Origin of the sequence: Neptunomonas qingdaonensis (genome assembly GCF_900113275.1) — a bacterium.
Classification (GTDB): Bacteria; Pseudomonadota; Gammaproteobacteria; order Pseudomonadales; family Balneatricaceae; genus Neptunomonas; species Neptunomonas qingdaonensis.
This window is the reverse complement of the sequence record NZ_FOOU01000004.1, coordinates 312360-334461: the sequence shown is the minus strand read 5'-3', so window position 1 is coordinate 334461 and position 22102 is coordinate 312360. Positions and strand designations below refer to the sequence as shown.

The window sequence follows — 22102 nt, the reverse complement described above, 5'->3', positions numbered from 1 at the left end:
ATTTATTTGATATGTAATTTTCTACTAACTATGTACATATTCTATGAAGGAGTGTATTGAAATTATTGTTAATAGGATCTGGAGTTGTAGTGACTTATTGTTTTTTTAATAATGTTTGTGGTTTTGGATCTTATATTATTAAAGTAATTAGTCATAACCTACATAATATTATTATAAGCAATATAGACAGTATATTGCTTATACAAAATGTATAGGAATTGAAAGATATGTGTGGCTATGAAGAATTAGATTGTATGTTGGATGATAAATGGAATTATGAAATTAACGAAGATAAATTAGAAGTTACAGACGACAGGGATATAGGAAGGGTACTTGTTAAAATAGATAAGATGATTAATAAGTTTGATATTGGCGATGTTTATTTTGTGGGTCTTTCTGGTCGTAAGTGTGGAGAGGGTAAAAAAATCTATAGGAAATTAAATATTGGTTATCCTGATAAGCTTTCATTGACAAGTAAAGTCGTTGATCAGTTCTTTAGGTATTTCATGTCTGTTAGAGATTACAAACGTCGAGGATTGCTTACAGTGAGGGCTTTCTCTCCAAATATTACAGCGTATATGCAATGGATGGATGACGTAGATCGGTCAATAGAGGCCTATGATAAAGTCAATAAGTTGAATAGTGTTAATTGTGGTGAGTCTAGTGATAGGGATTATACTGATCTTGAAAATAGAATATACAAATGTTTTATGAGGCTTTCGGATAAAATTAATAGTCCTTCGTTTAAAAAACTTAAATTAAAAGTTAAAAAAACATGTGATAAAAATTACAGAAGTATGCTTTCGTATATAGATAAGCTTTTTGAAAAAAGATCTAGATTGTTAGTGGTCAGGGTAGATCTAAGCTATAAAAGAAAGTACAACGATGCAATGAAGAAGTCTATTTTAAATAATAAGGATGTTGGTCTAGAAGCTGATGAGTTTGAAAAAGTTAAGTCTGATATGGAAAGGCTACTGCGTAACAGAAGGAATAACACAATCTTTAATGGGTTATTAGGCTACATTTGGAAGCTCGAGTATGGAGTACTCAGGCGATATCACTTTCACGTTTTGTTTTTTTTTAATAGTTCAACAAGGTGTCGTGATGCCACTATAGGTGAAAATATTGGGGAGTATTGGTCTAATGAGATCACAGAGGGGCGAGGAGCCTACTTCAATGTGAATGGGAGCAGCAGTCACTACCAAAATGATGCTAGGGGTCAGGTTCATTGTACCGATGGTAATGCTAGGAATGGTTTGAGGCATATAGCCAGCTATTTCTCAAAGGCTGATTACTTTATGCGTTTAGAGTTACCTAAACGGTTTAAAGGTCGGAAAAAAATTAATTATCGAACAATGGGAAAAGGGCAGCTACAAGAGTCGGTTAGTAATTTGGGAGGGCGTCCACGTGAGTTAGGAAAATGACTATCATCGATGATTTTAAAAAAGCAGTATTTTCAAAAATATCGTAGAAAATAATGAGTTTTAATTAATAGATTTTCTGACATGATTTTTCGACTTCGTAAAAGAGTATCTCGGTTTGAGAGTCACTTACTGAAAAGTGCTAACGGCACTGAATTTGTAGGGTGTTAATCTGTGGCTATGGCGGATAAAAAATTTATCTGGTGGGCTAAAGCATGTCAGACGAATACTTTTCAATTACAGGCCTATGGTTGCGTCTTAGTTAGAAGGGATATTTAGATGTAACTCGGCTGCCTCTTCATCAAGCTAGAAGTGCAGCTCCTGTTATTTAAAGGCATAGAAGTGTGCAGGGGGGGGGGCTTGCTCCGACCATCTCATCTACCACGCAGGCCGAAAGGCTAAGCTCACGCAGTGATTTTCATTCGTCGCCTTTACATCAGTGCGTGGACACTGAGGGCTGAGAGTAAGGACGAAGGTAGCGAACCCGATTGATATTGGTGGCTGAGTGATCTGAGCTAGTGAAAAACACCATAGAACTGACCGAAGGAAGGGGGCTAGTTTATTAGTGCTCTTCATGTAGTTGATCAGCGAAAAAGGCTCACATATATAACTAAAGAAAATATAAATAGAAAAAAGACCCCATCTTCAGGTATGTAACTTCTGACCAGTGGGCTGCTAGTATCGCAAATCCAGGGGCTTTTTCTCGTTGAACGCTGCTATTTTTGCTACAAACAGCAGAAATAGCAGCTATGGAAGAACAAAGCCTATGAAAATACTCATCCCTATATTATTTAAAAAAATAAATCAATAGTCGTGCTTAATTATAATTAGTATTAAGCAGGTAGCACGTAGCCTGCTCGTCTCTGAGTCAATATAGCGCTCGTTGCGGTGACCTCTAGTTACTGCAATAAAATTTTGTTATTGATTAGGAGATATAAACATGCTGATTTTTCCAAACCCGCGCGTCTTGCCATCACCGGGGCAATTCAACTCTTTTTGTATGGAGCCAACACTATTATGGCAAGCCTGTTGCGATCTCAGCTTACAACGACAGGTCAGTCAAGAAATGTCATTAGCCACTCTACTGAGTGGTATTGCTATATCCTCACAAGGTCGTTATGACGTTCGGCTACCTTATGGGGCTATTCGCCCTATCTCTCTATACATGTTTGTAGTGAGCCCTTCAGGTGAAGGGAAAACGGCTGTAGAAAACTTGGTGATGGGACCGTTGAAGAAATTACAAACAAGGGAACACCACAAATATCTTATAAGCATGGAACAGTATGCGATTGATTTAGAAGCTTGGCAGCTAGATCATGATATTTTAAAACAGAAAGTTCGCGCTACTATTTCTAAAAATGGTGGTACTGCAACCAAGCAGAAAGAAGATGTTCAAGAACATTTCACAATTAAGCCTAAGAAGCCAAGGGCTTTCCGAATTCTATATCAAAATTCAACACCTGAAGCACTTTTTCAGGGGCTGAACGAAGAAATTCCAACTGCTGCTTTTGTAACTGATGAGGCTGATATATTTTTTAGAAGTACAATGAACCAAGCTAAAGGTCACCTTAATAATTTCTTTTCAGGTGATGATACAATCGTAAACCGAGTATCAAAACCTGATATTCTGCTTCACGGTGTACGTGTTTCCGCATTGTTAATGGTTCAGCCTGGTGTTCTGGCTCAGCACTTGAAACCACAAGACCGTGATTCTGGGTGGCTGGCTCGATTCATTGTTGCAAATCCTCCTCAACTAAGGGGCTCAAGATACTTCCATCCAGATGCAGTAGCGCAGAATAAAAGCTGGGAATTAGCGGAAGAGCGGCTCAAAGATTTAGCAGAAGAAAACCTGATTCTATTGAGTGAGCCCAATCACCCTCGAACAGTATTGAATTTCGCCCCTGAAGCTGAAGCATTATGGTATCAATTAACTAATGAGATAGAGCAACAGATGCAGTATGGGGGGCGTTTTCAGGAATGTCCTGATCACGCAACAAAACTTAATGACATTGTCGCTCGGGTCGCTGCCTTAGTACATATTTTTGAGCAGTATGAGGGAGATATCTCAGAGAATACTCTCCGAATTGCAATCGAGTTATGTGTTGCCTTTTCAGAGCATTTTCAACAAGTCCTAATGCCACCTCCTCAAGAAGTGCAAGATGCTTGCTTACTTGGAGTATGGCTTGATGAACTTCGCTCATTTAATAACAGAGTAGTTCCATATAACCATATTAGGCAGTGTGGTCCATCAGCCCTCAGAAACAAGAATCGTCTTCGTGGCGCTATTGACGTAATGCTCGCTCATCATGAAATAGTACTATTTCAAGTTGGCAAGACAAGGATGGTTGATTTGATGCCCCAACTGGGCCCATTACCTGCACCGCCTGCACCACCTGTATCGATTCAGTAAAAAGGTATTTAAAAGGAGGCAGTTAGCCTCCTTTTGTTATATTTTGCTTGAATAGCAGGGCTTCGCTAAGGTTTCGCCAGAGAGTGTACTTATGATGGGTTTGGGGGACGATTAAATATTTGAATAAGGGACTCATCTACAGTCTTGGCTTTAAGAGTACGACATAACCAAATACGAATCTCTTCTGGAGATGCAGAATTAATTCTTGTTAGGTGTTGGTCTGACACCTCATCAAACTTCGTTTCCAAAATAAGCTTAAGAGCTGAAATCAATCCCTCCTGCCACTTTTGTCGATCTTCCATCAAATCATTATGTGACCGACAGACGTTTGGTGGCCTGAGCATAGGCACTCTTCGCCCTCTCTCAAATAAACTCCTCTTCAGAATCTTGATCACTCCCTGATCAGACAGTATGTCTGTCACAATCCCCTGTAACTCGGCCTTATCAAAATGAAAAAAAGGCCATTGATCCCAGAACATCATAATGTGCTTAACATAGAGATCAATGAGCTCATTGCGAGTGCCAAGGTGGGTACGAAAATGCTCGTTATGTAAAAGAATCTTAACCAAAGTTTTGATTAGTAAATACTTCTCATTTCTATGCAATCCTAGATTTTTTGCTTTACCGCCCTTAGCTCTATCTTGGCTAGATTGCTCCCTCTTTTTGATCATACGAAGGGCGGTTAAGTGCTCAGAAACGCTCGCGAACGAACGCATCAGGTAAAAAAGACCTTCATCCCATTCAGAGAGTAAAGTTAGTGCTGGGGGGGGGGCGGTTAGCACCGGTTTTAAAGAATGCTCGTAAATCTTGATCAAATCTCCAATGACAATGTCTTGGAACGCAATATGCTTGAGGCAGGCTAATTTTTGCCTTTCAATATAGTCGTCATAACTTTTTTCCGGAAAATTAAGCACGAACCCACTTTGATCTGGTTTATCTATGCATTTATTCAACAGCGTATCAGGACACTCTTGTAACTTCTTTATTTCGGAGTCATAGCCCCACTTGTCATCGTCTATCTCCAAAAAAAGTAAATCATAAATCTCTCTTTGTTGTATCTCAGAATGCAGTAGAATACGTGGTCGTTCTATAGCGAGGCTGAGATTTCTATATCCTCGGGATACGTTCTCATTCTCCTGTCGGTCTGATGAATCTTGTCCAAGTTGTTTTTCCATCTTCACCCTCATTATTTCAAAGTATCGGATGCCTTAAGGTGCCATTTCGAACTGAGTATTGGTTTCCTCAACGACAGAAAGCAAGTGCTGGTTTCAATCTGGTTTTACGGCACGTCAGTTAATTAAGAGCAACATGAGTTAGCTTGCGTTATACAAACTCCAAATTTAGTCTAGTACATCTTCCTTAGATTCGGTTCTGGTTTTGTGCTTTATTTTATTAAGCGGTATAAAGTGCCCGAGTTATCTCACAAGTGTCTAACAACTTCAGCGACAGATATATCAGGTAGGAGGGCTAGAGAAATTGCCTCAGGCTTGTACTCTGCTGAATATTTTTTCGTAAATTGGACCTGTATGTGCTTTGCAGACGTAGATTATCCACTTCTACGAGGCGGTCGAAAAATCAGGGTAAAACCATAACCCCACATCTATCCGAAGCAGGCTAATCCCTGTGTCCCTACCGAACAAACTCCTAGATAACTTAATTGATATGGTAGCCGTATTTGTAAGCAGCTAGGTGGATTAAAGCCTCCCACCCCTGCGGTATATGCCCAGTTTAAAATCCATTCCAGGTGCATCCACCTTTTTTATCTAGTACCCCCCACCTTGCTCACGGTAGAAGTAAACATTTCGTTACGCTTGCATTAAATTTAAAAATCACAAAATAGCATTTAAATCAACACACCTGCTTAAGTATTTATTCTTGTCAGCAGCACTAAAGCCCTTACCGACGCCACAATGCACTATAGGCATACTTAATATGAAGCAAGAGAGAAAAAGCAGATGAGAAAGATAACGTGTAAAAAAGTCGTTTTTTCGGTCAAAGAGGCTGTAGGGCTTGGCCGTAAAACAGAAGAAAAGCGGTATAACAGACTTAACGCCAGCCAGGGAAAGCTGCACAAAAGTCATGGATTAACACCTCTATTACTAACGATCTACTGGGACTGGCGAGTCATTTCAAGACAGCTTAACAGGAAAAAGTTGCAAGGGGGCTTATTAAAGGCAGGGAGATGGATCAATGGATAACAGAGTAACAATAATCAAACTAGGCGAGGTCATTGTTCGCACAGGGCTTTCGCGGTCGAGCATTTACCGGAAGATAAATGAGCATCTTTTCCCATCCCCTGTTTCACTCGGACATAAGGCAGTTGGTTGGGTTGACGGTGAGATTCGCCAATGGATAGAAGAGAGAATTGCTGAAAGGGATCGGCAGGCCTAACTGCTCAAGTAACACCACTTAGTTAGGATGAGGTTATTCCTCCTTCTAAATAATGACTTTTCACTACGGTAGTGTGCATGGGTAATTTGGACTTAGCTAAAAGTTCTTGAATAAGCTGTTATATTTTTCTCGTGCATTAATCAGTTTTAGGAATTAATTATGACTCCCAAATATAGAAAAGAAATTAAAGAAAAAATCACGAAATATTTAAAAGGTAATGGTTTAGATAATATTAAGTTTATGCAGGTTGAACAAACTTTTAACGATCTTGGTGTTGAAATACACGTTTGGAATGTAAAAACTGAAGACAGTTCTTGGTGGGTCGTACATGGCGACTTAGGACCAATGAATTTGTATCCGCAAGCCGCATATTATTTGTCAGCTGACGAAGCATATTCATTTCATATGGGAATTACGCAACGGTTAATAGCGCGTAGCGCATACCGCTGAAGTTGAACGGTTCTGATCGAATGTTAACACCAGGGGGGGGGGGCCGCATTGGGGCCCCAGTCTTTTTGCCCTAAGTGTTCACGTTCAGTCAATTCGGGTTTTTATAGCTACCTAACCTAACCTAACCTAACTTAACCCTAATGCACTGGCACCCTGTTTTTGGTTTGTGATATACAATACGGTGGCAAACAAAATTTTGTCTGTGATTGAGGGGGGAAATGCCTGACGTATGTCTTCTTGCGTAAGGTCTTTTGCGCAGGATGCTAAGTCTGCAATATGGCCACTTTTGATAAGCTTAATCATAGGGGCGTATTGGGTCCTATCCTTGAAAGAATTTTTAAGTGCATTCGTATGGTATTAATAGTTAATTTACCTCCGTATACCTCGAAGTTCAGTCATTTCTGCCGTTTAGCTTTACGCCATTCCCAAGGTGGCATTGCTTGGTACTCAGACGTCTTCCAAAGTCCTCGCTGTTGACTTTGTGCGGCCTTCTCAGCTTCGTAATAATCAGTACCCTTGTAGTATTGGCGGTAGACCCACGCAGCCCCACGGTCGACCATAAGGCGGTTCACGTCCTCACCACCAGACCACACTGTGCAGATGAGACGTTTGTATCTGTCGACGCTTGGGCAGTCTAGGGTTACACGTCGTTTACCCACCAGCGAAGCTAGTTCCTGTTTCGACTTTGTACCATACGGTTGCTTACGCTCAGGTGCGTCGATAGAAGCTAGACGGACTTTATGTTGGACGTTGGAAGCGTCGAGTACTTTGATAGTGTCACCGTCTGTTATAGCGATGACTAAAGCGAGCCCAAGAATCATTTTTGCTGAGTACCTTTGCGGTAGTTAAGGAATGATAGGTGTAATATTTTCTATAAATACCGACGACAACGTTAACGCGTTGCTTTTCTGTAACCTCCCAACGGAGATTGTATTTCCAGCTGATTCAAATACCACCTTGTAGAACATAATGCCGGGTGTATGGCGGACTTTACTGCTGGCATGATGCCAAGCGAGTATTGTTGGCTGTTTGTTAGTGCTGACCAGTACAAGTCCTGAATCATCTAGGCCTACCTCTTGAAATTGATTACCGAACTATTTTCCTAACCAATAAGGCTTATAAGACAATTTTTTCCCCACTGATCTAGACCCTTAAAATCTATAAGAATGCAGTCTCTGGAGTGTTACAAGAGACGAATGACAGTCATAAACACTTCTGTTCACTTTCGAAAGTGAACAGAAGTGTTTATGACTGATTCTTGACGTAATTTGTTGGATAACAATCTTAATACGGCTTTTGGCGCGGTGTATATCCAAACATCACCAGATCTATTGCTGTCTAAGCCATGTATGCGTTGATAAAGCTCGTTACGATGTACAGGTATGTCTTTTGGAGCTTCAGTGCCAAGAAGTACAGCCTTACCCTTTAACGCTAAAACTGTGACAGTGACATCATCACCAATCATCAAAGAACTGCCACTTTCTTGTGTAAATATCTGCATTTTCTAACATCCTTGTTTTGTGAAAATCCTTAAACTCCATAAATAATAGCTTATCCTAATAAACCTGCATAATGTTGGGTTTGGCGCTAATGGATTCTCAAGGGGTTACTGGCAGGTTCGTGCCAAAAACGGAATTTTAGAGGATTCTAATATAGCGGATCACATCCGCTTAACCTCAGTGCCAGTTTCGGTTCCGAAACACGAATCTTAGATTTTTTCTGTAAATAATCAGAAAGTGATATAAAAAACTCAATTTAAGACTATATTTTGATATCTATAATGTTGGGATATATCAGAAGCTTATAGCTTAGCGTATGTTTCTGTCCATTTGGACTTTAGACCCCTATAAGGTTTTTTGGAATGAGTTATGAAATAATCCGGCTTGCATCAGACAAGCTTACATACCGTGAAAAAATGAAGCTGGCACAGTACTTAATTCAAGCAGCGATTAAGGAGGAAGAAAGCCTTAATCCTGATAAGCGAATCGCTTACATTGTTGAGCAACCACAAGAAAAGAAAAATCAAGAATCAGTTGATTCCAAAAATATGGATGCTGTTGCTTATGTGAAGGAAAGACTTCTTAAGTCTAAACCATCAAAAAAACAATCACTTATGAATTTCATAGGTGCGATGTTTCAATTTCAAGGTGGGATAGAAGATAAGGATATTGAAGCTTTAATTGAAAGGCTTGTGGGAGAAGACATAATTGTAATTAGCGGTAATAAAGTAACCTATATATAAATAGACGATGTTTTTTTTGGCTCTTCTGTTTCTAGCCAAGTTAGGTTCAACAAATATGGCGCTATTCAGCGCCTATAGAGTATGAAAACCAATTCGAAAAACGGTTGGATAAGAGTCTAGAGAACAGGTGACGATTCATACGCAGATGAGAAGTGAACCCTCTGAACGCCCTGAATCAGCATTGTGGGGTAATCGGACCTTTATCAGGGACGCCCGAGGATCAAGGCTTGTCTATTGGCAAGCGAAAGGGTAAAACAAGCATCAAGAGCGATAAAAAAGTGAACTGAGACATGTATCTGTGGCCGCTGGGAAGCTGATAACAGTACGTGACACTCCACAGGGTTCACAGGGAAAACAAACCGTTAAAAAGCAAATTCCCTAGTGATCAAGGTTCAGTTCAACAGACAGTTATGTCGATGGCGATGTCATCCGCATAACTGCTTAATTGTTACACGTCATTTGCAGATACACAGCAATGAGTTTCAAGATAGTAATTAGATTAGCTCTGCCATTGTCTATTAAGGAAAGAGAATTGAAAATAAGTAAGGTGCATTTAGAAGGATTTAGAAATTTTTCCAATTCGAATATTAACTTTAACAAGAACACTTTAATTATTGGCGCTAACGATGTGGGGAAAAGCAATTTACTCCATGCATTAAGAATACTATTAGACAAAAGCTTATCTGAAGTGGATATCGAGCCGAGTGAGCTTGATTTTCATATTAATCCGACCGGTGTTAGCGACGAAATATCAATTACCGTTAAGTTTTCAGATATCACCGAAGACGCTGTTATTTCGGTTCTTAAGGGAAGCGTTAGTGAAAATAATGAAACCTTTTTACGATATACCGCAGTACGTAGCAGCCTAAGTTATAAACTATTTGTTGGTCCTTCAGTTGATGATCTACAAGAAATAAACAGTCGTTTTTATCTAAAACACATGCACTTAAAATATATTGAGTCTCAACGTGATTTAGAAAGGTTCATCCGTAAAGAAAAGCGGCAGCTGTTAAAAATTGCTCAAGAGTCACTTTCTGACGATGAGAAGCAAGAAGATGATGATTTACTTGCTGAGATCAGTAGTGACTTAGAAAATCTCAATGATAAAGTGTCTCAATTGGTTTATGTAGATAAAGCAATGAATGACGTTAATGACGAACTAAAGAAGTTAGCTCATCATTATGCTAATTATGAGGTGCAACTTGATACGGGTGCAATTCAGGTAAATGACTTTATAGAAAAGCTACAGCTTGGTGCTAATACCAATGGCTCTAACGTGATGCTCGGTGGAGATGGGCGAAATAATCAAATACTGTTAGCTTTATGGAAAGCAAAAAGTGCACAAGAACATGATTTAGAAAACGAAGTTATCTTCTATGTTATCGAAGAACCAGAAGCACATTTGCACCCTCATCAACAGAGAAAGTTGGCAACTTATTTAATTGATGAGTTGCCCGGTCAAACGATTATTTCTTCCCACTCACCACAGATAACTGTTAATTTTTCGCCTGACTCTATCATACGGTTACTTCACCAAAATTCATCAACGCTAGCTGCTAGTGAGGGATGTTCAGATTGTATTGAGTCAGGTTGGGAAGATATGAGTTACAGAATGAGTATTTTGCCAGCTGAAGCATTTTTCTCTGACGGTATATTCTTAGTCGAGGGGCCATCTGAAATGCTCTTTTATCAGTCACTATCTAAAGCCTTGAGTATTGATCTTGATTTTGAGAACTTGTCAATCCTTTCCGTCGACGGTATTTCTTTTAAAGTATTCATATCTATACTCGATGCGCTTCAAATTCCATGGATGATGAGAACTGATAACGATGTTTCAAAGATATCAGGTAAAAATGAATGGCAGCATGCAGGCATTAATCGTTGTTTAAGTCTTATAGGAGAAGACCCATTCGATAGAGGCTATACCGAGTTTTCTCCTCAAGATACTGTGGACAATGGAGAGTGGCAAACCGCTTCTGATCTGCTGAATGACAAAGGAATATTTTTATCTAAAGTTGATTTAGAAACTGATTTAGTTGAAGAACTATCTGATGAAGTACAAACAGCGGTTGGAAAATCTGACGATGATTCCGCAATCAAGTACCTTCAAGGAAAAAAAGCGCTAAGGATGAGAAAGTTGCTTAAATCTATTTCAAGAGATCTTCATAAGCTGAATAGAGGTGAATTAGCAAAACCATTGCACAAGCTAGTAGAGATGAGAAGGTCTTATTAATGAGCACTTTTAATCCAACACTGCAGCAGCAGGCGGCGATTGACTGTGAAGATAGTATTGTCATTACAGCTTGCCCTGGTAGCGGAAAAACCACCGTGATGAAGGAAAAAATCCGAGGGATTACACCGAATCTATCTAGCCATAAAGGTGTAATTGCTATTACTTTTACGAAAAAAGCGAGTGAGGAGCTTAAGAAGCGCTGTAAAGAGAATGCTCACGACACAAAGCTGAGCTTTTTCGGCACAATAGATAGCTTTTGCTTGAAAGAATTGATATTGCCATTTTTAGGTCGAATATGGTATGGCAAACCGTCTGATTGTAAGATAGTTAAGGAACTAGACTCTCATCAGCAACTTTACTTATCAGGAAAATACAATTCACCCACTTGTGATGAACTTAGTTCTGATGCTGGTTTTAAAGCATTATACGATGCAGGTATATTGTGGATGAGTAGTTTTGCTGCATTGTCATTATTCATTCTTAACAACTCGGTTTCCGCACGGCGCTATATAAGAGCACGTTACTCGCATGTTTTTATCGATGAATACCAAGACTCGTCTCAAGCTCAGCATGAACTATTCATAAAAATAAAAGAGCTTGGATTAATCGCAACGGCAGTTGGAGACATTGACCAGTCGATATATCAATTCAGGGGAAGTCAGCCAGAATTCTTGCTAGCCTTAACCGAAGACAATGCTAACTTTCAGCACTTTGAACTCGACTTAAACCATAGATGCCACCCATCAATTGTTAATTATGCTTCCCGTGTTCTTGATCCGGGATACAAATTGATAGCTCATGAAGATGATATTTATGTGTTTCGGCGTCTTATTAATGGAAGCTTAAAAAATGCTGCAGAACATGTTTCACCATGGATAGACGATTGGTTAGAAAAAAACACAATTAACAATGCATCTGATGTAGCTATCCTAGCTAAGAAGGAGATATCGTTAAGAGAATTTTCAACTGGTTTAACCCATAATCACCGACTATATACTGACAGCCCCCTCAATGACATAGGAACTGAATGTGCTGACGTTTATTCAGATTTGCTATTATATAAGTACGGAGCTATTCCAACCGCTCAGGACGTAATAGAAAAGTATTTCTTTCAACTGCCAGCGAGAAATATGGCAGACATACGAAGACAGTTAAAGGGTATCCGAGCAGAAGCTATACTAGAGGCTTTCATTGAGAAGAGTAACGGCTTACTTGAACTAATCGGGTTTGATGAATTTGAAGAAGAAAATGATGCTGTGAGGCTTATCTGGAGCAAAGATACATGGGTTAAGCTGTTCAAGCCAATAGCTAAAGATGAAGTTCAGTTAATGACACTTCATAAATCTAAAGGCCTAGAATTCAAAATAATATTGCATTTAGATATGGAAGAGTGGTCTTTTCCACATAGAATTCCAGGTGATAACTGGGATGACATTAACTACCCAAGCCTAGCCGAAGATACTAACCTGCATTATGTTGGGGTTACGAGAGCTGAGTTATGCTGCATTTTAATTCGTACGTCGTTACGCAGAAACGCGCAAGGAAACTACGGAAATTCAAGGCCATCTTATTTTCTAGGTTTACCTCAACTTGAAGGGTTATACCAATCAATCACTTAGAAAGATTGAAAAAGTAAAAGAGCTTATTGTGAGCAGTCTAAATAAGTATCAAGTCAAAGCACTCGGACACCGTGAACGGTGCCGGTGTTTGAAGCGTTATGACGAAAGGATGAGTATGCAGATTGAAGTTAAATTACCAAATGACTGTGAGTTAGCAGAATTAAATTATTTCGAAAAAATTGTAGTTGAAGCAGGTGAAGTTCAAGCTGCTGGATTTCGAAATTTAATGCTAGGGGCTCATCGTTTGATTTTTTTGAAAGTTGATGGTGAGTTAGCTGCAACTGGAGCAATTAAAGTTCCTCGAGACACTTACCAAAAAGGTGTTTTTGAAAAGGCGGGAGTTTCAGAATTACTAAGTAAGTATAAATATGAAGCAGGTTGGATTTTTGTGTCTAAGTCACACAGAAGAAAAGGTTTTTCTACTCAAATAGTAAATGCATTAATAGAAGAAATAAGTAGTCACGGGTGTTATGCGACAACTAGATCTGATAATTTAGGAATGCACAAAATATTTACCAGAACAAATTTTGAGAAACTAGGCGATGATTATCAAAGTGGAAATGGAGATTACAACTTAGGCTTATTCGGTATATCGTCATAATCAGGTAGCCGAGGGTCTCTAACCCTCGGCCCCTACAACACCCTGTACCCTTCGGGTATGCAAGCACACCGGATCCGCACAGGGCGTTTCTTGAAAATATTTAAAGTAAGCTGGCCGATTAGCTCCAACTAACTCCAATGCTGGTTTCTGCTTTTGCGCCAATGTTTCTCAACCCGGTCGGGCATGAAACAGTTGAGCTACGCAGGCTCCTCACTGATTTTCAGGTTCAGGCCTTCACCCTGTCTCACCCATTACGGTGAGCGTTTGGTTACTATGCCGTCTGCTGACTTCTGCTTAATCACTCAGCGGGTTGCCCCACAAAGCGCTACCGGTTTTCATCGTGTTTGCTCAAGTAGGAGGATGAGGCCTGCTTGCCGAGCCTGTTGAAACCAGTGGCTGAGAACTGGTAATTTACCGATCGCTTGTTAAGCAGATCTCCCCAGATAAGAGCATGAACTGTCCCTGCGCAACTGCATCATTTACGGTGGCCGTTAGATCACATGGCTTCGTCGTCTTGTGCCAACTCGCCTCCAGCCTACGCCTCATATGATGTTTTTGTTCATCAGCTCGCAGTTTTGCGTCCGGCTTCCTCCAGACCAAACCTCACGGTTAAGCCCTTGCCATTCGCTAGTAGTTAACATCTAATGGCGATATAAATCGCTATGGATGGTGACCTTCCTACAGAGGACTTTCACCTCATTAGTTCATGCCCATGCTGGGCGTACACAAAGCGTTTAAGACAGATTCCCAACGCATGGCATTTTTCATTCCATCGTTGGATTTTGTGTTTACGGAGTAATGGTCTAGGTTAGGTGGTAGCCTTGCTCACTACTTAACGCGGCGTTAATGTCTCCTTGGGGTCGAAAGCGCCTAAAATGGTTCTGAATGGAGCAAGGTCAAGCGTTTAGGCAGGTGGGTGCCAGGAGCCGTCATATATCAGCTGGCAGTGCCCATTCCTCGCTATTTAGGCAGCTATATCGCGTCGCTTAGAAGGCGTTAAAAGCACATCTAATACGTCCCTAAAATTCCATCGACACCTTTTTATGTGTCATTTACGTAATAAATATAACTTGCTTTGTTACCTACAATAGCTGGGTTGTTTATGCCCCTGCTCCGCTCATCAGTAACCCTTTGATTGATCTTCAAAAGATCAAGCTGTTGTAGTTATCTATTGAAAATGTTGGGGGTATTTTGACCCACTTAGGTAAATATAGGATGAGGTCCTATTAAATATTTTCATTTATTTCAAACTTTTAGGTAATAAAGACTATTGGCACGTAACTTGTAGGTCTAGTTATAAGAAGTAAAGAGTGCCAGTGAGGCTTAGCGCTTAGCCTGTTGTGCAGGAACTCAATAAGAACTTCGTTATTCTTTCCCTATTAATTTTTTGGGGGAGTTCCGTGTGTATTATTTTTTATAAATATCAGGAAACTAGAGTTTGTGAGGAATTATTCGCGGAATTATAAGGATTCCTGATAATAATTATTATTAGGACCGTTCCTCATAAACAGACTGTTATGCATTACTTAAGGAGGTAAACCATGGCCAATAATTCACCCGAAAAATCACATGAAAAGCGCCCCTTTACCAAAGTGCATGCATTAATATTGGGGTTAATTGCAATAGTATCTTCTCTACTGATTTTAAAAGAGCGGCTTCTTGAACTTATTGGTCCTTTCCCCGTTTCACAATCATACGAGTCCAACGCTATAACTGATTTTTCAATATCTAGCAATCCATCTAAGGACTGGAGCTATGGATACATACGTAGTGATGAAAATCAGTTTCGCATGTTTGAACTCCACAAAATTGAAAATGGGTTACAAATGTGGCTGCCAGGCGAAGCAGAGCCAGGGCTAAGCATCGTCAAAAACAACTCTGGTGAAAAACGTTCTTTTAAAGGTGGTGCCTTTTATTTTCCCACGACAAAACTTGTCCTGCACCCTGGTAAGACGTGCTCTCACAGCACCCTTCAATGGGTGTCACCAAGTGATATTAGGGTCAGTATAAAAGGGGCATTCGAAGGCCTTAATAATGAAAAAACTGGCACTACTACCAGTGCACGCATAGTGCTAAACGAAAACACCCCGCTGTGGGAAGGTAATGTTGCTGGGTTTGGTGCAGGATCAGAAGCCCCCTTTGATATTGAACGAGATGTTGAAGCTGGTGATAAAGTCCGCTTTATTGTCGGATGTGGATCTGACAGAACATACGAGTCAGATAGCACAGGCCTTAGCATAATTATTAAGGAGGTGTAGATCATGGCTATGCATAACAAGTGCAGTCAGCGGGAACGCTTCGCTCGTTCCTCACTTCGCGTCCCCTGCTGCAAGCGTTAGATGTAATGCCAGCTAATTTGCTCTGAGTGAAATTCTAAATGTATTCAAGATTAAGCTATCAGGAGACAGAACGTTGGATGAAAATCAAAAAAGTGTCCTTACTGGAGCCGCCGGTATCTTGGTGGGCGTCCTCTTGTCGGTAATTGGGGTAAATGAACTGAATCACAGATTTATGTCTGCGGCCGAAGACATCGGAAAAACAAGAGCCGAACTAGAACAAGAGCGTAAAGAATTAGAGAAGCTGAAAACAGGTAATGCTGAAAGCTTAAAAAACCTCGAGGAGCATAATAAAAAAATTTTTGGAGATCTCTGCGGAATTAGACAAACTTTTCGAGAACGTAAATAATCTTGGAGGAACCGAGGCAGAAAAGAAGATAAAGCTTATTCAACAACTAATTAATACCGCATCTGACCCAGAAGCGGTAAAGCGCTTGGTTACGGTTGAAGAAAAAATCAATGCTCTAAGTTCTAGGTACGAACCAAATATAAAATGGCCTCACGCAATTAATTGCGGAAACGCGTGGAATGCATTGTATGTTCTCCATGGCGCACCGCGAGACACTTCAGGTCCAGCATGGTACTCGCAGGTGTACTCGACTGAATTCAGATACGTTAGATTTAACCCGGATACAACTTATTTAGATTACGGAGGGCACTCTCAATCTAGCAAGGGATGTCAAGGCAAATCGATTGAGGCTCTGAAGGCCGAAGGCAGAACGTACCAATTTATGAAAACCACTTCGTAATTTTTACAACCGGAAAAAATTATGGCGGAAGCAACATCTAATCGGGTAGCCGAAGGTATCTAACCCTCAGCCCCCACAACACCCTGCATCAGATCCGCACAGGGCGTTTCACTGAGAATGGTGAAGCTTGATCCAACCATCACGTAGTGCATAAAGCCCTTGAGACTTTAAATAAGCATTGGATAATACTTAATTAATCCCCTGGATTTTTGTGAGGATCCGGGGACAGAGGATCCGGGGACAGTTTACTTAATTAATCCAGCCTACTTCTAGGCCCAGATTTTCTTTTACGTAAGATGATGCGCTTTGTCGCAACATCTTCCATGATCTTTCATCCGTTTTGTAATTGAGTGCCCCCGGCTAGAAAGAACACTTGGGTCGACAGCTGTCAGATTTAATCTATCACTGATACACCCAAGTGCCAAATCAAGTCTGATGGCTACTACAAATTATCTAATGTATTTGCTTCATGGGCTACATTTCAAAAAAAAAATGGAATATGAACGCGAGAGCACTCGTTCACTAGTATCTAGCCTGGCATGAAGTAACAGCCGACATAATGCCGGCTGTTACTTACAAGACCAATTCTTTAAAGTCTTTATCAATATCATCCTGTGTTACACCGATATACCTCAAAGTCACTCTTTCAGAGCTGTGTCGGAGCATCTGCATCACCCGAGCTATATCCTTTGTGCTTTGATAGAGGTGATAACCTCGGGTCTTTCTCATTGAATGCGTTCCAAGGTCTAACTTTACTTCTTCTCCAATCGACGCAAATGCTTTACCGACGGCGCGTCGTGTTAGAGGTCTTGGGATACGATTAATTGCTTGTTTATTACGATATGACTGAAAGAGATAAATATGGGATGGGTGCTCCTGACGTATTCGATGGATGATCTCGAGTGCTTTCGGGTTGAGCTGTATGCTGGCTATTTTGCCTGTTTTGGATTCTTGAATAATTAATCGATCCTCTGATATGTCATTAAACTTAATAGACAGTAAGTCAGATATACGTAATGCCAGGTTTATACCTATATTCCAGATATCCGACATCTGTTTGCTATGTCGTATCTCTAATAGGTGGCTAATCAGTTTGATCGTATCAACATTTTTAACCGCAAGAACTTCAGCCATGTCTAAGTTCCTTTTTTCTGTTGAGAGGGTAGTTATGAGTACTTCGGAGGCAGTAAATCCCGCAAAGCCTTATGTGACGGGGCTTGTAAAGTTCCCAAAAGACTAAATTGGGAACTTGGTTTTATGCCGGCTGGTGGTTTGTACTTACAGTAACCCTCGTTCTGCAAATGAAAACGATGTCTGACCCACGATGATGTGATCGAGCACACGAACATCAATTAGTTGTAATGCATCCACCAGCCTTTTGGTTATCAATTTATCTGCGGTAGAGGGCTCAGCTACGCCTGAGGGATGATTGTGCGCAAAGATGACAGCAGCTGCATTATCAGCTAGTACGGCCTTCACGACCTCTCTGGGATAGATGCTCGCAGCGTCAATCGTACCGAAGAACAACTCTTTGTAATCGATCAGTCGATGACGGTTATCCAGCAACATGATGCCGAAAACTTCTCGCTCGTAGTGAGCGAGTTTAAATTCCAGAAACTCCTTGGTTTTCGTTGGTTCGGAATAAACATCCGATTCAGTAAATTGCTCAGCCAAGATAGAAGAGGCTTTCTCCAGGACTTGATGGGTAGTTAACGGTCCCTCTGTCACATAGACCGGTTGTGATCTGTTTTGCATAGTCAGAATCCTTTTATTGGATAGCGGGTAGGGCGGACTTAACGCCGCTATCGGTAAAAATTGAATACAGCGTTGAAAGGGAAGTGGACTGTTGGAGTCCACTTCTATCGCGATGGTTAAGAATGGTTTTGTAGCGGGTTAGTTAACTAAGCGCTAATCCAGGCTTTTAGCCCAGTTGTAGCCAGCAATAACCCCCAGTACGAAAAGTTCAGTTACCGGTTTAGCGGCTAACAGTGCGAACATTAGTGCTCTCCTTAATGGCGAAATAGATTCCCGCACCCGTTATAAAACCGGCGAAAAATGCGAACGGCATAAAGCCTCCTTTATTGACTAAATAATGGTGAGCTGTCGATGCCGTTTTAAGCTTGTCGACTACACTCAACAGTGGCTTTGATAGCCATTGCATAGAGGTAATATGTATCTGAAAAATGTTTGAATCGTATCGGAGGAGGTGATTTTTATCGGTGTTGCTTATATCAAATAGATACTTAAAGTTGTAGTCGTTGATGTACCTATTTTAATGATGTATGTTGCAGTACATTTGCAGTCTTTTCGGAGAGTATGATGGCTACCACCAAAACTGCGACGCTGACCATAAGAGTTGATCCAAAATTGAAGGAAGCGTTGCGCGCAGCTGCTCAAGCAGATCATCGGTCTATCGCAAACATGGTAGAAGTGATGATTTTAGAACATTGCGAGAAAAACGGTATAGCTATAAATACTTCCAAAAATCAGAACAACACGGAGAATGTTCATAATGATCAAGACGGTTAAACAGGCATGTAGTTTTAATCCTGTTGTTAAGGATTACAGAATGAGCCAAGGAATCGAGAACCTGGCGGATCTTATTACGGATGCTGGCGATGGTAGCGAATTCTTCTTACGTAACTTCATAACTCACGGGATGGACCAGCTTTTTCGTGAAGGAATGTTGAGGTTGTCAGGTAAGTCCGACCAAGCCGTGTTTGAACTCACCCAAGCCATGGGGGGCGGTAAAACACACATGATGATCGCCTTAGGTTTGTTGGCCAAACACGCTCACCTGCGACCAGGCGTTCTGCCCGAAGACCTGAATAACCGCATAGATTTTGGCAATGCTCGTATTGCTGCATTCAATGGTCGAAATAACCCTGATAATTATATTTGGGGCGAAATTGCAACACAACTCGGTGCTGCTGAAGAAATTAAAGAGTACTGGATCAACGGCCCTAAATCCGTTGACCAACAAAAGTGGAAAGACATTATTGGTGATACCCCGACACTAATTATGATCGATGAGTTACCTCCGTACTTAGATAATGCAAGTACACAGGTCTATGGTTCAGGCACACTGGCAAACATGGTGGTATACAGCTTAAGCGCATTAATGAGCGCCGCACTGGAATTGCCAAATTGTTGTATTGTCATTGCAAACTTATCAGGCAGCTATAAAGCGCAAACAAAAGCACTGACGGATTCAATCTCTAACCTTCAGCAAGAAACCCGTCGTCAATCAATGACCATTACCCCGGTTCAACTGTCGGGTAATGAAATTTATGAAATACTAAAAAAGCGCCTGATTGATGAAATGCCAGATGAACATGTCATCAGTGAAATCGCGGAAGAGTATGCACAACAAATCAAAAAGGCTGAAGATGGCGGGTACATCATAGCATCGAGCATTGAGCAGATTGCGGAGCAAGTTAGAGAAACCTATCCCTTCCACCCTTCATTTAAACACCTTGTCGCTCTCTTTAAAGAAAACGAAGGCTTTCGTCAAACACGCGGATTAATGCAATTTACCGCACGCTTACTGAAAAGCGTTGATCAACGTAAAACCGATGACGTATTTCTTATTGGTACTCAGCATCTCGATTTAAACGATGAACAAGTTAAAGACGAAATAGAACGGATATCTCCAAAACTAGTCCCAGCAGTAACAAGAGACATTGCAGACAATGGCAATTCAATTTCTGAAACGTTAGACGATGAAATTGATAGTGATGCAGCACAGCAAGTCATGACGCTTTTGCTATCATCATCATTATCCCGTGCCGTTGGCGGCCGAATTGGCCTATCTGAAAGCGAGATTATTGAATTTTTAACAGCTCCCAATCGTAAAGCCGACGAGTTTTTAGATGTCATGCAAAAACTTCGTGAGCAGGCTTGGTATCTGCATCGTGAAGATCAACGCTTTTTTATAAAAGAAACGGAAAACTTATCGCGTCAAATCGAACGTAACGCGAAAGAAATTCCTCAACCAAAAATAGATGGCGCGTTAATCAATCGATTGAAAGGCATTTTGCAACCCAACAAACGTAATGCCTATCAAGAAGTACAAATTTTGCCACGCATGGACGAATTAAAACTAAGCGGTCCTCGTGTATTAATCGTCATTAAGCCCGATGGCAAAGTGCCACCAAGCGAACTCACCAACTTCTTCGAGTTCCAGCAAGAAAAGAACAACTTATTGGTTCTAACGGGGCAGGACAGCCTAATGGCAGATGCCGTAGAAGATCGTTTGCGCGAGCTTTATGCCATAGAGCAAATTGGTAAACGCTTAAAAGCTGGCGACACTCTGTATGAAGAAGCGCGAGACCGGCTTGAAGAAGCCGAAGGCCGCTTTACCAAAGCACTTTCGGCAGCCTACAACACGATCCTTTTTCCTGGTGTTGATGAGATGGACGGATCTGAGCGACTTCTCAAAGTTACCATCGACAATGGCTTAAAAGTAGGTGAAGGCGATCAGTCTGCCGAAACTCAAATAGAAAAACTAATGGCCGACCCACGCGCAAATTACAAACTAGCAGCGGATCTCAAAGACGATTTCAATCAATATTTTGCTATGGCTGAATCCGAATTATGGCCATCAGGAGCAAACAACCGTCGCACGCCATGGAAAGACGTTGTTAATAGAGCCAAGTGCAACTCAGGTTGGCCCTGGATGCCTGGCAGCGGCGGCATGGATACCCTTAAAACAGAAGCGCTTAAACAAGGGCGCTGGCGTTTAGGAGAAGATGGTTATATTGAAAAAGGGCCCTACCCGAAAGAAAAAACCAGTGTCAATGTATCGCTGCTCAGTACCAATCCGGATACTGGCGAATCGCGCATTAGCTTAACACCGCGTAATGCAGGTGAAAGCCCAGTGATTCACTATTCAACAAAGCCAGAAGTTTTGGAAACTGACCCGCAAATAGATGATTTAGAAAACTTCAGTTCCAGTGAAGGCACGCTTTACTTCTGGGTAAAAGACCCTAGCGGCAAATATGAAAGCGGTACCGCTACACGTTGGGTAGCGGATTTAAAAATTCGTCACCAAGTAGAACCCTTGGCCGACAAGCGGAAAATCACCCTGCAATGCACGCCAAACGCGCAGATGCTTTATACTCTTGATGGCTCCAATCCAAAAGACGGTAAAGCATATTACGCGCCGTTTGAAATAGGCTCCGATGTAGCTCGCCTACTGGTTTATGCGAAATCCGGCGAAGCTACCAAAACAGCTGATTTTTCAATACCCCACAGTGGCGATAAAACGGTACAGATCGACGACACAAAACCAGCTCGTTTGAGCAGTACCAAACGTGTTCCACTCGATAGCACTGATAAAGTATTTGGCGTAATCAACCGTTTTCGAGATCAGACTTCCACGCACTTCAAAGGGGTGCGTATCGAAATTGGAGAGGGAGAAAACACCGTGGGCATTCGTTTTGGTGAACGCCAGATCACTGCAGCTATGATCGAAAAAATAGTGAATAGCTTGCGTGATGTACTCAATGAAGCAGATGCGCCCGTTGCCATAGCAGTCAAAGATGGCATCGACTTTGAGAACGGCTTTGAAGCAAAAGAGTTCGCAAAACTAGTCGGCATCGAACTTCGACCAGGAGACATCGCGCAATATGAATAAATGCATAGGGCT

Annotated in this window: 18 protein-coding genes; 12 read left to right on the top strand and 6 right to left on the bottom strand. The window is 41.2% G+C overall.

Annotation, left to right across the window (positions count from 1 at the left end; translation table 11 throughout):
* Window positions 1–227 precede the first annotated feature (227 nt).
* Window positions 228–1424, top strand: a complete 1197-nt coding sequence (locus tag BM099_RS08425) for a YagK/YfjJ domain-containing protein (RefSeq protein ID WP_090726694.1) — start codon at window positions 228–230, stop codon at window positions 1422–1424.
* A 937-nt stretch (window positions 1425–2361) separates the two neighbouring features.
* The gene (locus tag BM099_RS08420) at window positions 2362–3831 is read left to right on the top strand and encodes a YfjI family protein (RefSeq protein WP_090726689.1); all 1470 of its coding nucleotides are present in this window, start codon (window positions 2362–2364) and stop codon (window positions 3829–3831) included.
* Between the two features lie 89 nt (window positions 3832–3920).
* On the opposite strand, the gene BM099_RS08415 is transcribed toward BM099_RS08420, so the two are convergent.
* A complete protein-coding gene (locus BM099_RS08415; protein WP_090726686.1) occupies window positions 3921–5006 on the bottom strand; it encodes a hypothetical protein in 1086 nt (361 codons plus the stop codon).
* A 654-nt stretch (window positions 5007–5660) separates the two neighbouring features.
* Entirely contained in the window at window positions 5661–5912 is a 252-nt protein-coding gene (locus BM099_RS20285) for a hypothetical protein (RefSeq protein ID WP_143083749.1), read from the bottom strand.
* 109 nt (window positions 5913–6021) lie between these two features.
* Between BM099_RS20285 and BM099_RS08405 the strand changes: the two genes are divergently transcribed.
* Together BM099_RS08405 and BM099_RS08400 are read left to right on the top strand one after the other, a co-directional pair.
* Window positions 6022–6222 carry an AlpA family phage regulatory protein gene (locus BM099_RS08405; protein ID WP_090726682.1) on the top strand — a complete coding sequence of 67 codons (201 nt, stop codon included), beginning with the start codon at window positions 6022–6024 and terminating at the stop codon, window positions 6220–6222.
* Window positions 6223–6381: 159 nt separating this feature from the next.
* The gene (locus tag BM099_RS08400) at window positions 6382–6672 is read left to right on the top strand and encodes a hypothetical protein (RefSeq protein ID WP_177201122.1); all 291 of its coding nucleotides are present in this window, start codon (window positions 6382–6384) and stop codon (window positions 6670–6672) included.
* 395 nt (window positions 6673–7067) lie between these two features.
* Here BM099_RS08400 and BM099_RS20905 read toward each other — a convergent pair whose 3' ends face one another.
* Both BM099_RS20905 and BM099_RS20880 read right to left on the bottom strand, forming a co-directional pair.
* Window positions 7068–7493, bottom strand: a complete 426-nt coding sequence (locus tag BM099_RS20905; RefSeq protein WP_090726679.1) for a thermonuclease family protein — start codon at window positions 7491–7493, stop codon at window positions 7068–7070.
* 398 nt (window positions 7494–7891) lie between these two features.
* A complete protein-coding gene (locus BM099_RS20880; protein WP_090726678.1) occupies window positions 7892–8173 on the bottom strand; it encodes a carbon storage regulator in 282 nt (93 codons plus the stop codon).
* A 360-nt stretch (window positions 8174–8533) separates the two neighbouring features.
* Between BM099_RS20880 and BM099_RS08385 the strand changes: the two genes are divergently transcribed.
* From BM099_RS08385 to BM099_RS08360, 6 genes are all read left to right on the top strand, one after another.
* Complete coding sequence (locus BM099_RS08385) at window positions 8534–8914, top strand: hypothetical protein (RefSeq protein WP_090726676.1); 381 nt, start codon at window positions 8534–8536, stop codon at window positions 8912–8914.
* A 532-nt stretch (window positions 8915–9446) separates the two neighbouring features.
* On the top strand, window positions 9447–11147 hold the full coding sequence (locus tag BM099_RS08380) for an ATP-dependent nuclease (protein ID WP_090726674.1): 1701 nt from the start codon (window positions 9447–9449) through the stop codon (window positions 11145–11147).
* The gene (locus BM099_RS08375) at window positions 11147–12766 is read left to right on the top strand and encodes a UvrD-helicase domain-containing protein (protein ID WP_090726672.1); all 1620 of its coding nucleotides are present in this window, start codon (window positions 11147–11149) and stop codon (window positions 12764–12766) included. The genes BM099_RS08380 and BM099_RS08375 overlap by 1 nt, the downstream gene beginning before the upstream one ends.
* Before the next feature lie 115 nt (window positions 12767–12881).
* Entirely contained in the window at window positions 12882–13367 is a 486-nt protein-coding gene (locus BM099_RS08370) for a GNAT family N-acetyltransferase (RefSeq protein ID WP_177201121.1), read from the top strand.
* Window positions 13368–14908: 1541 nt separating this feature from the next.
* Window positions 14909–15625 carry a hypothetical protein gene (locus tag BM099_RS08365; RefSeq protein WP_090726668.1) on the top strand — a complete coding sequence of 239 codons (717 nt, stop codon included), beginning with the start codon at window positions 14909–14911 and terminating at the stop codon, window positions 15623–15625.
* Between the two features lie 154 nt (window positions 15626–15779).
* Complete coding sequence (locus tag BM099_RS08360) at window positions 15780–16052, top strand: hypothetical protein (RefSeq protein WP_090726665.1); 273 nt, start codon at window positions 15780–15782, stop codon at window positions 16050–16052.
* Window positions 16053–17025: 973 nt separating this feature from the next.
* Here the strand turns inward: BM099_RS08360 and BM099_RS08350 are convergent.
* Complete coding sequence (locus BM099_RS08350) at window positions 17026–17586, bottom strand: tyrosine-type recombinase/integrase (RefSeq protein ID WP_090726660.1); 561 nt, start codon at window positions 17584–17586, stop codon at window positions 17026–17028.
* Between the two features lie 144 nt (window positions 17587–17730).
* Window positions 17731–18207: a RadC family protein gene (gene radC / locus BM099_RS08345; RefSeq protein WP_090726657.1), complete on the bottom strand. Its 477-nt coding sequence runs from the start codon at window positions 18205–18207 to the stop codon at window positions 17731–17733.
* Between the two features lie 564 nt (window positions 18208–18771).
* On the opposite strand from radC, the gene BM099_RS08340 reads away from it, so the two are divergent.
* Together BM099_RS08340 and BM099_RS08335 are read left to right on the top strand one after the other, a co-directional pair.
* Window positions 18772–18981 (top strand): type II toxin-antitoxin system antitoxin, encoded by a 210-nt coding sequence (locus BM099_RS08340; RefSeq protein WP_090726656.1) that lies wholly within the window; start codon window positions 18772–18774, stop codon window positions 18979–18981.
* A gap of 40 nt (window positions 18982–19021) precedes the next feature.
* Window positions 19022–22090 carry an anti-phage-associated DUF499 domain-containing protein gene (locus BM099_RS08335; protein WP_218150140.1) on the top strand — a complete coding sequence of 1023 codons (3069 nt, stop codon included), beginning with the start codon at window positions 19022–19024 and terminating at the stop codon, window positions 22088–22090.
* The last annotated feature ends 12 nt before the right edge of the window (window positions 22091–22102 follow it).

What these genes read in the sequence shown, in the direction of transcription:
- BM099_RS08340 (WP_090726656.1), top strand. Translation starts at nt 18,772, where the DNA reads ATGGCTACCACCAAAACTGCGACGCTGACCATAAGAGTTGATCCAAAA.
- BM099_RS08365 (WP_090726668.1), top strand. Translation starts at nt 14,909, where the DNA reads ATGGCCAATAATTCACCCGAAAAATCACATGAAAAGCGCCCCTTTACC.
- BM099_RS08350 (WP_090726660.1), bottom strand. Translation starts at nt 17,586, where the DNA reads ATGGCTGAAGTTCTTGCGGTTAAAAATGTTGATACGATCAAACTGATT.
- BM099_RS20880 (WP_090726678.1), bottom strand. Translation starts at nt 8,173, where the DNA reads ATGCAGATATTTACACAAGAAAGTGGCAGTTCTTTGATGATTGGTGAT.
- BM099_RS08370 (WP_177201121.1), top strand. Translation starts at nt 12,882, where the DNA reads ATGCAGATTGAAGTTAAATTACCAAATGACTGTGAGTTAGCAGAATTA.
- BM099_RS08415 (WP_090726686.1), bottom strand. Translation starts at nt 5,006, where the DNA reads ATGGAAAAACAACTTGGACAAGATTCATCAGACCGACAGGAGAATGAG.
- BM099_RS08405 (WP_090726682.1), top strand. Translation starts at nt 6,022, where the DNA reads ATGGATAACAGAGTAACAATAATCAAACTAGGCGAGGTCATTGTTCGC.
- BM099_RS08425 (WP_090726694.1), top strand. Translation starts at nt 228, where the DNA reads ATGTGTGGCTATGAAGAATTAGATTGTATGTTGGATGATAAATGGAAT.
- BM099_RS20285 (WP_143083749.1), bottom strand. Translation starts at nt 5,912, where the DNA reads ATGACTTTTGTGCAGCTTTCCCTGGCTGGCGTTAAGTCTGTTATACCG.
- BM099_RS08420 (WP_090726689.1), top strand. Translation starts at nt 2,362, where the DNA reads ATGCTGATTTTTCCAAACCCGCGCGTCTTGCCATCACCGGGGCAATTC.
- BM099_RS20905 (WP_090726679.1), bottom strand. Translation starts at nt 7,493, where the DNA reads ATGATTCTTGGGCTCGCTTTAGTCATCGCTATAACAGACGGTGACACT.
- BM099_RS08335 (WP_218150140.1), top strand. Translation starts at nt 19,022, where the DNA reads ATGAGCCAAGGAATCGAGAACCTGGCGGATCTTATTACGGATGCTGGC.
- BM099_RS08400 (WP_177201122.1), top strand. Translation starts at nt 6,382, where the DNA reads ATGACTCCCAAATATAGAAAAGAAATTAAAGAAAAAATCACGAAATAT.
- radC (WP_090726657.1), bottom strand. Translation starts at nt 18,207, where the DNA reads ATGCAAAACAGATCACAACCGGTCTATGTGACAGAGGGACCGTTAACT.
- BM099_RS08375 (WP_090726672.1), top strand. Translation starts at nt 11,147, where the DNA reads ATGAGCACTTTTAATCCAACACTGCAGCAGCAGGCGGCGATTGACTGT.
- BM099_RS08385 (WP_090726676.1), top strand. Translation starts at nt 8,534, where the DNA reads ATGAGTTATGAAATAATCCGGCTTGCATCAGACAAGCTTACATACCGT.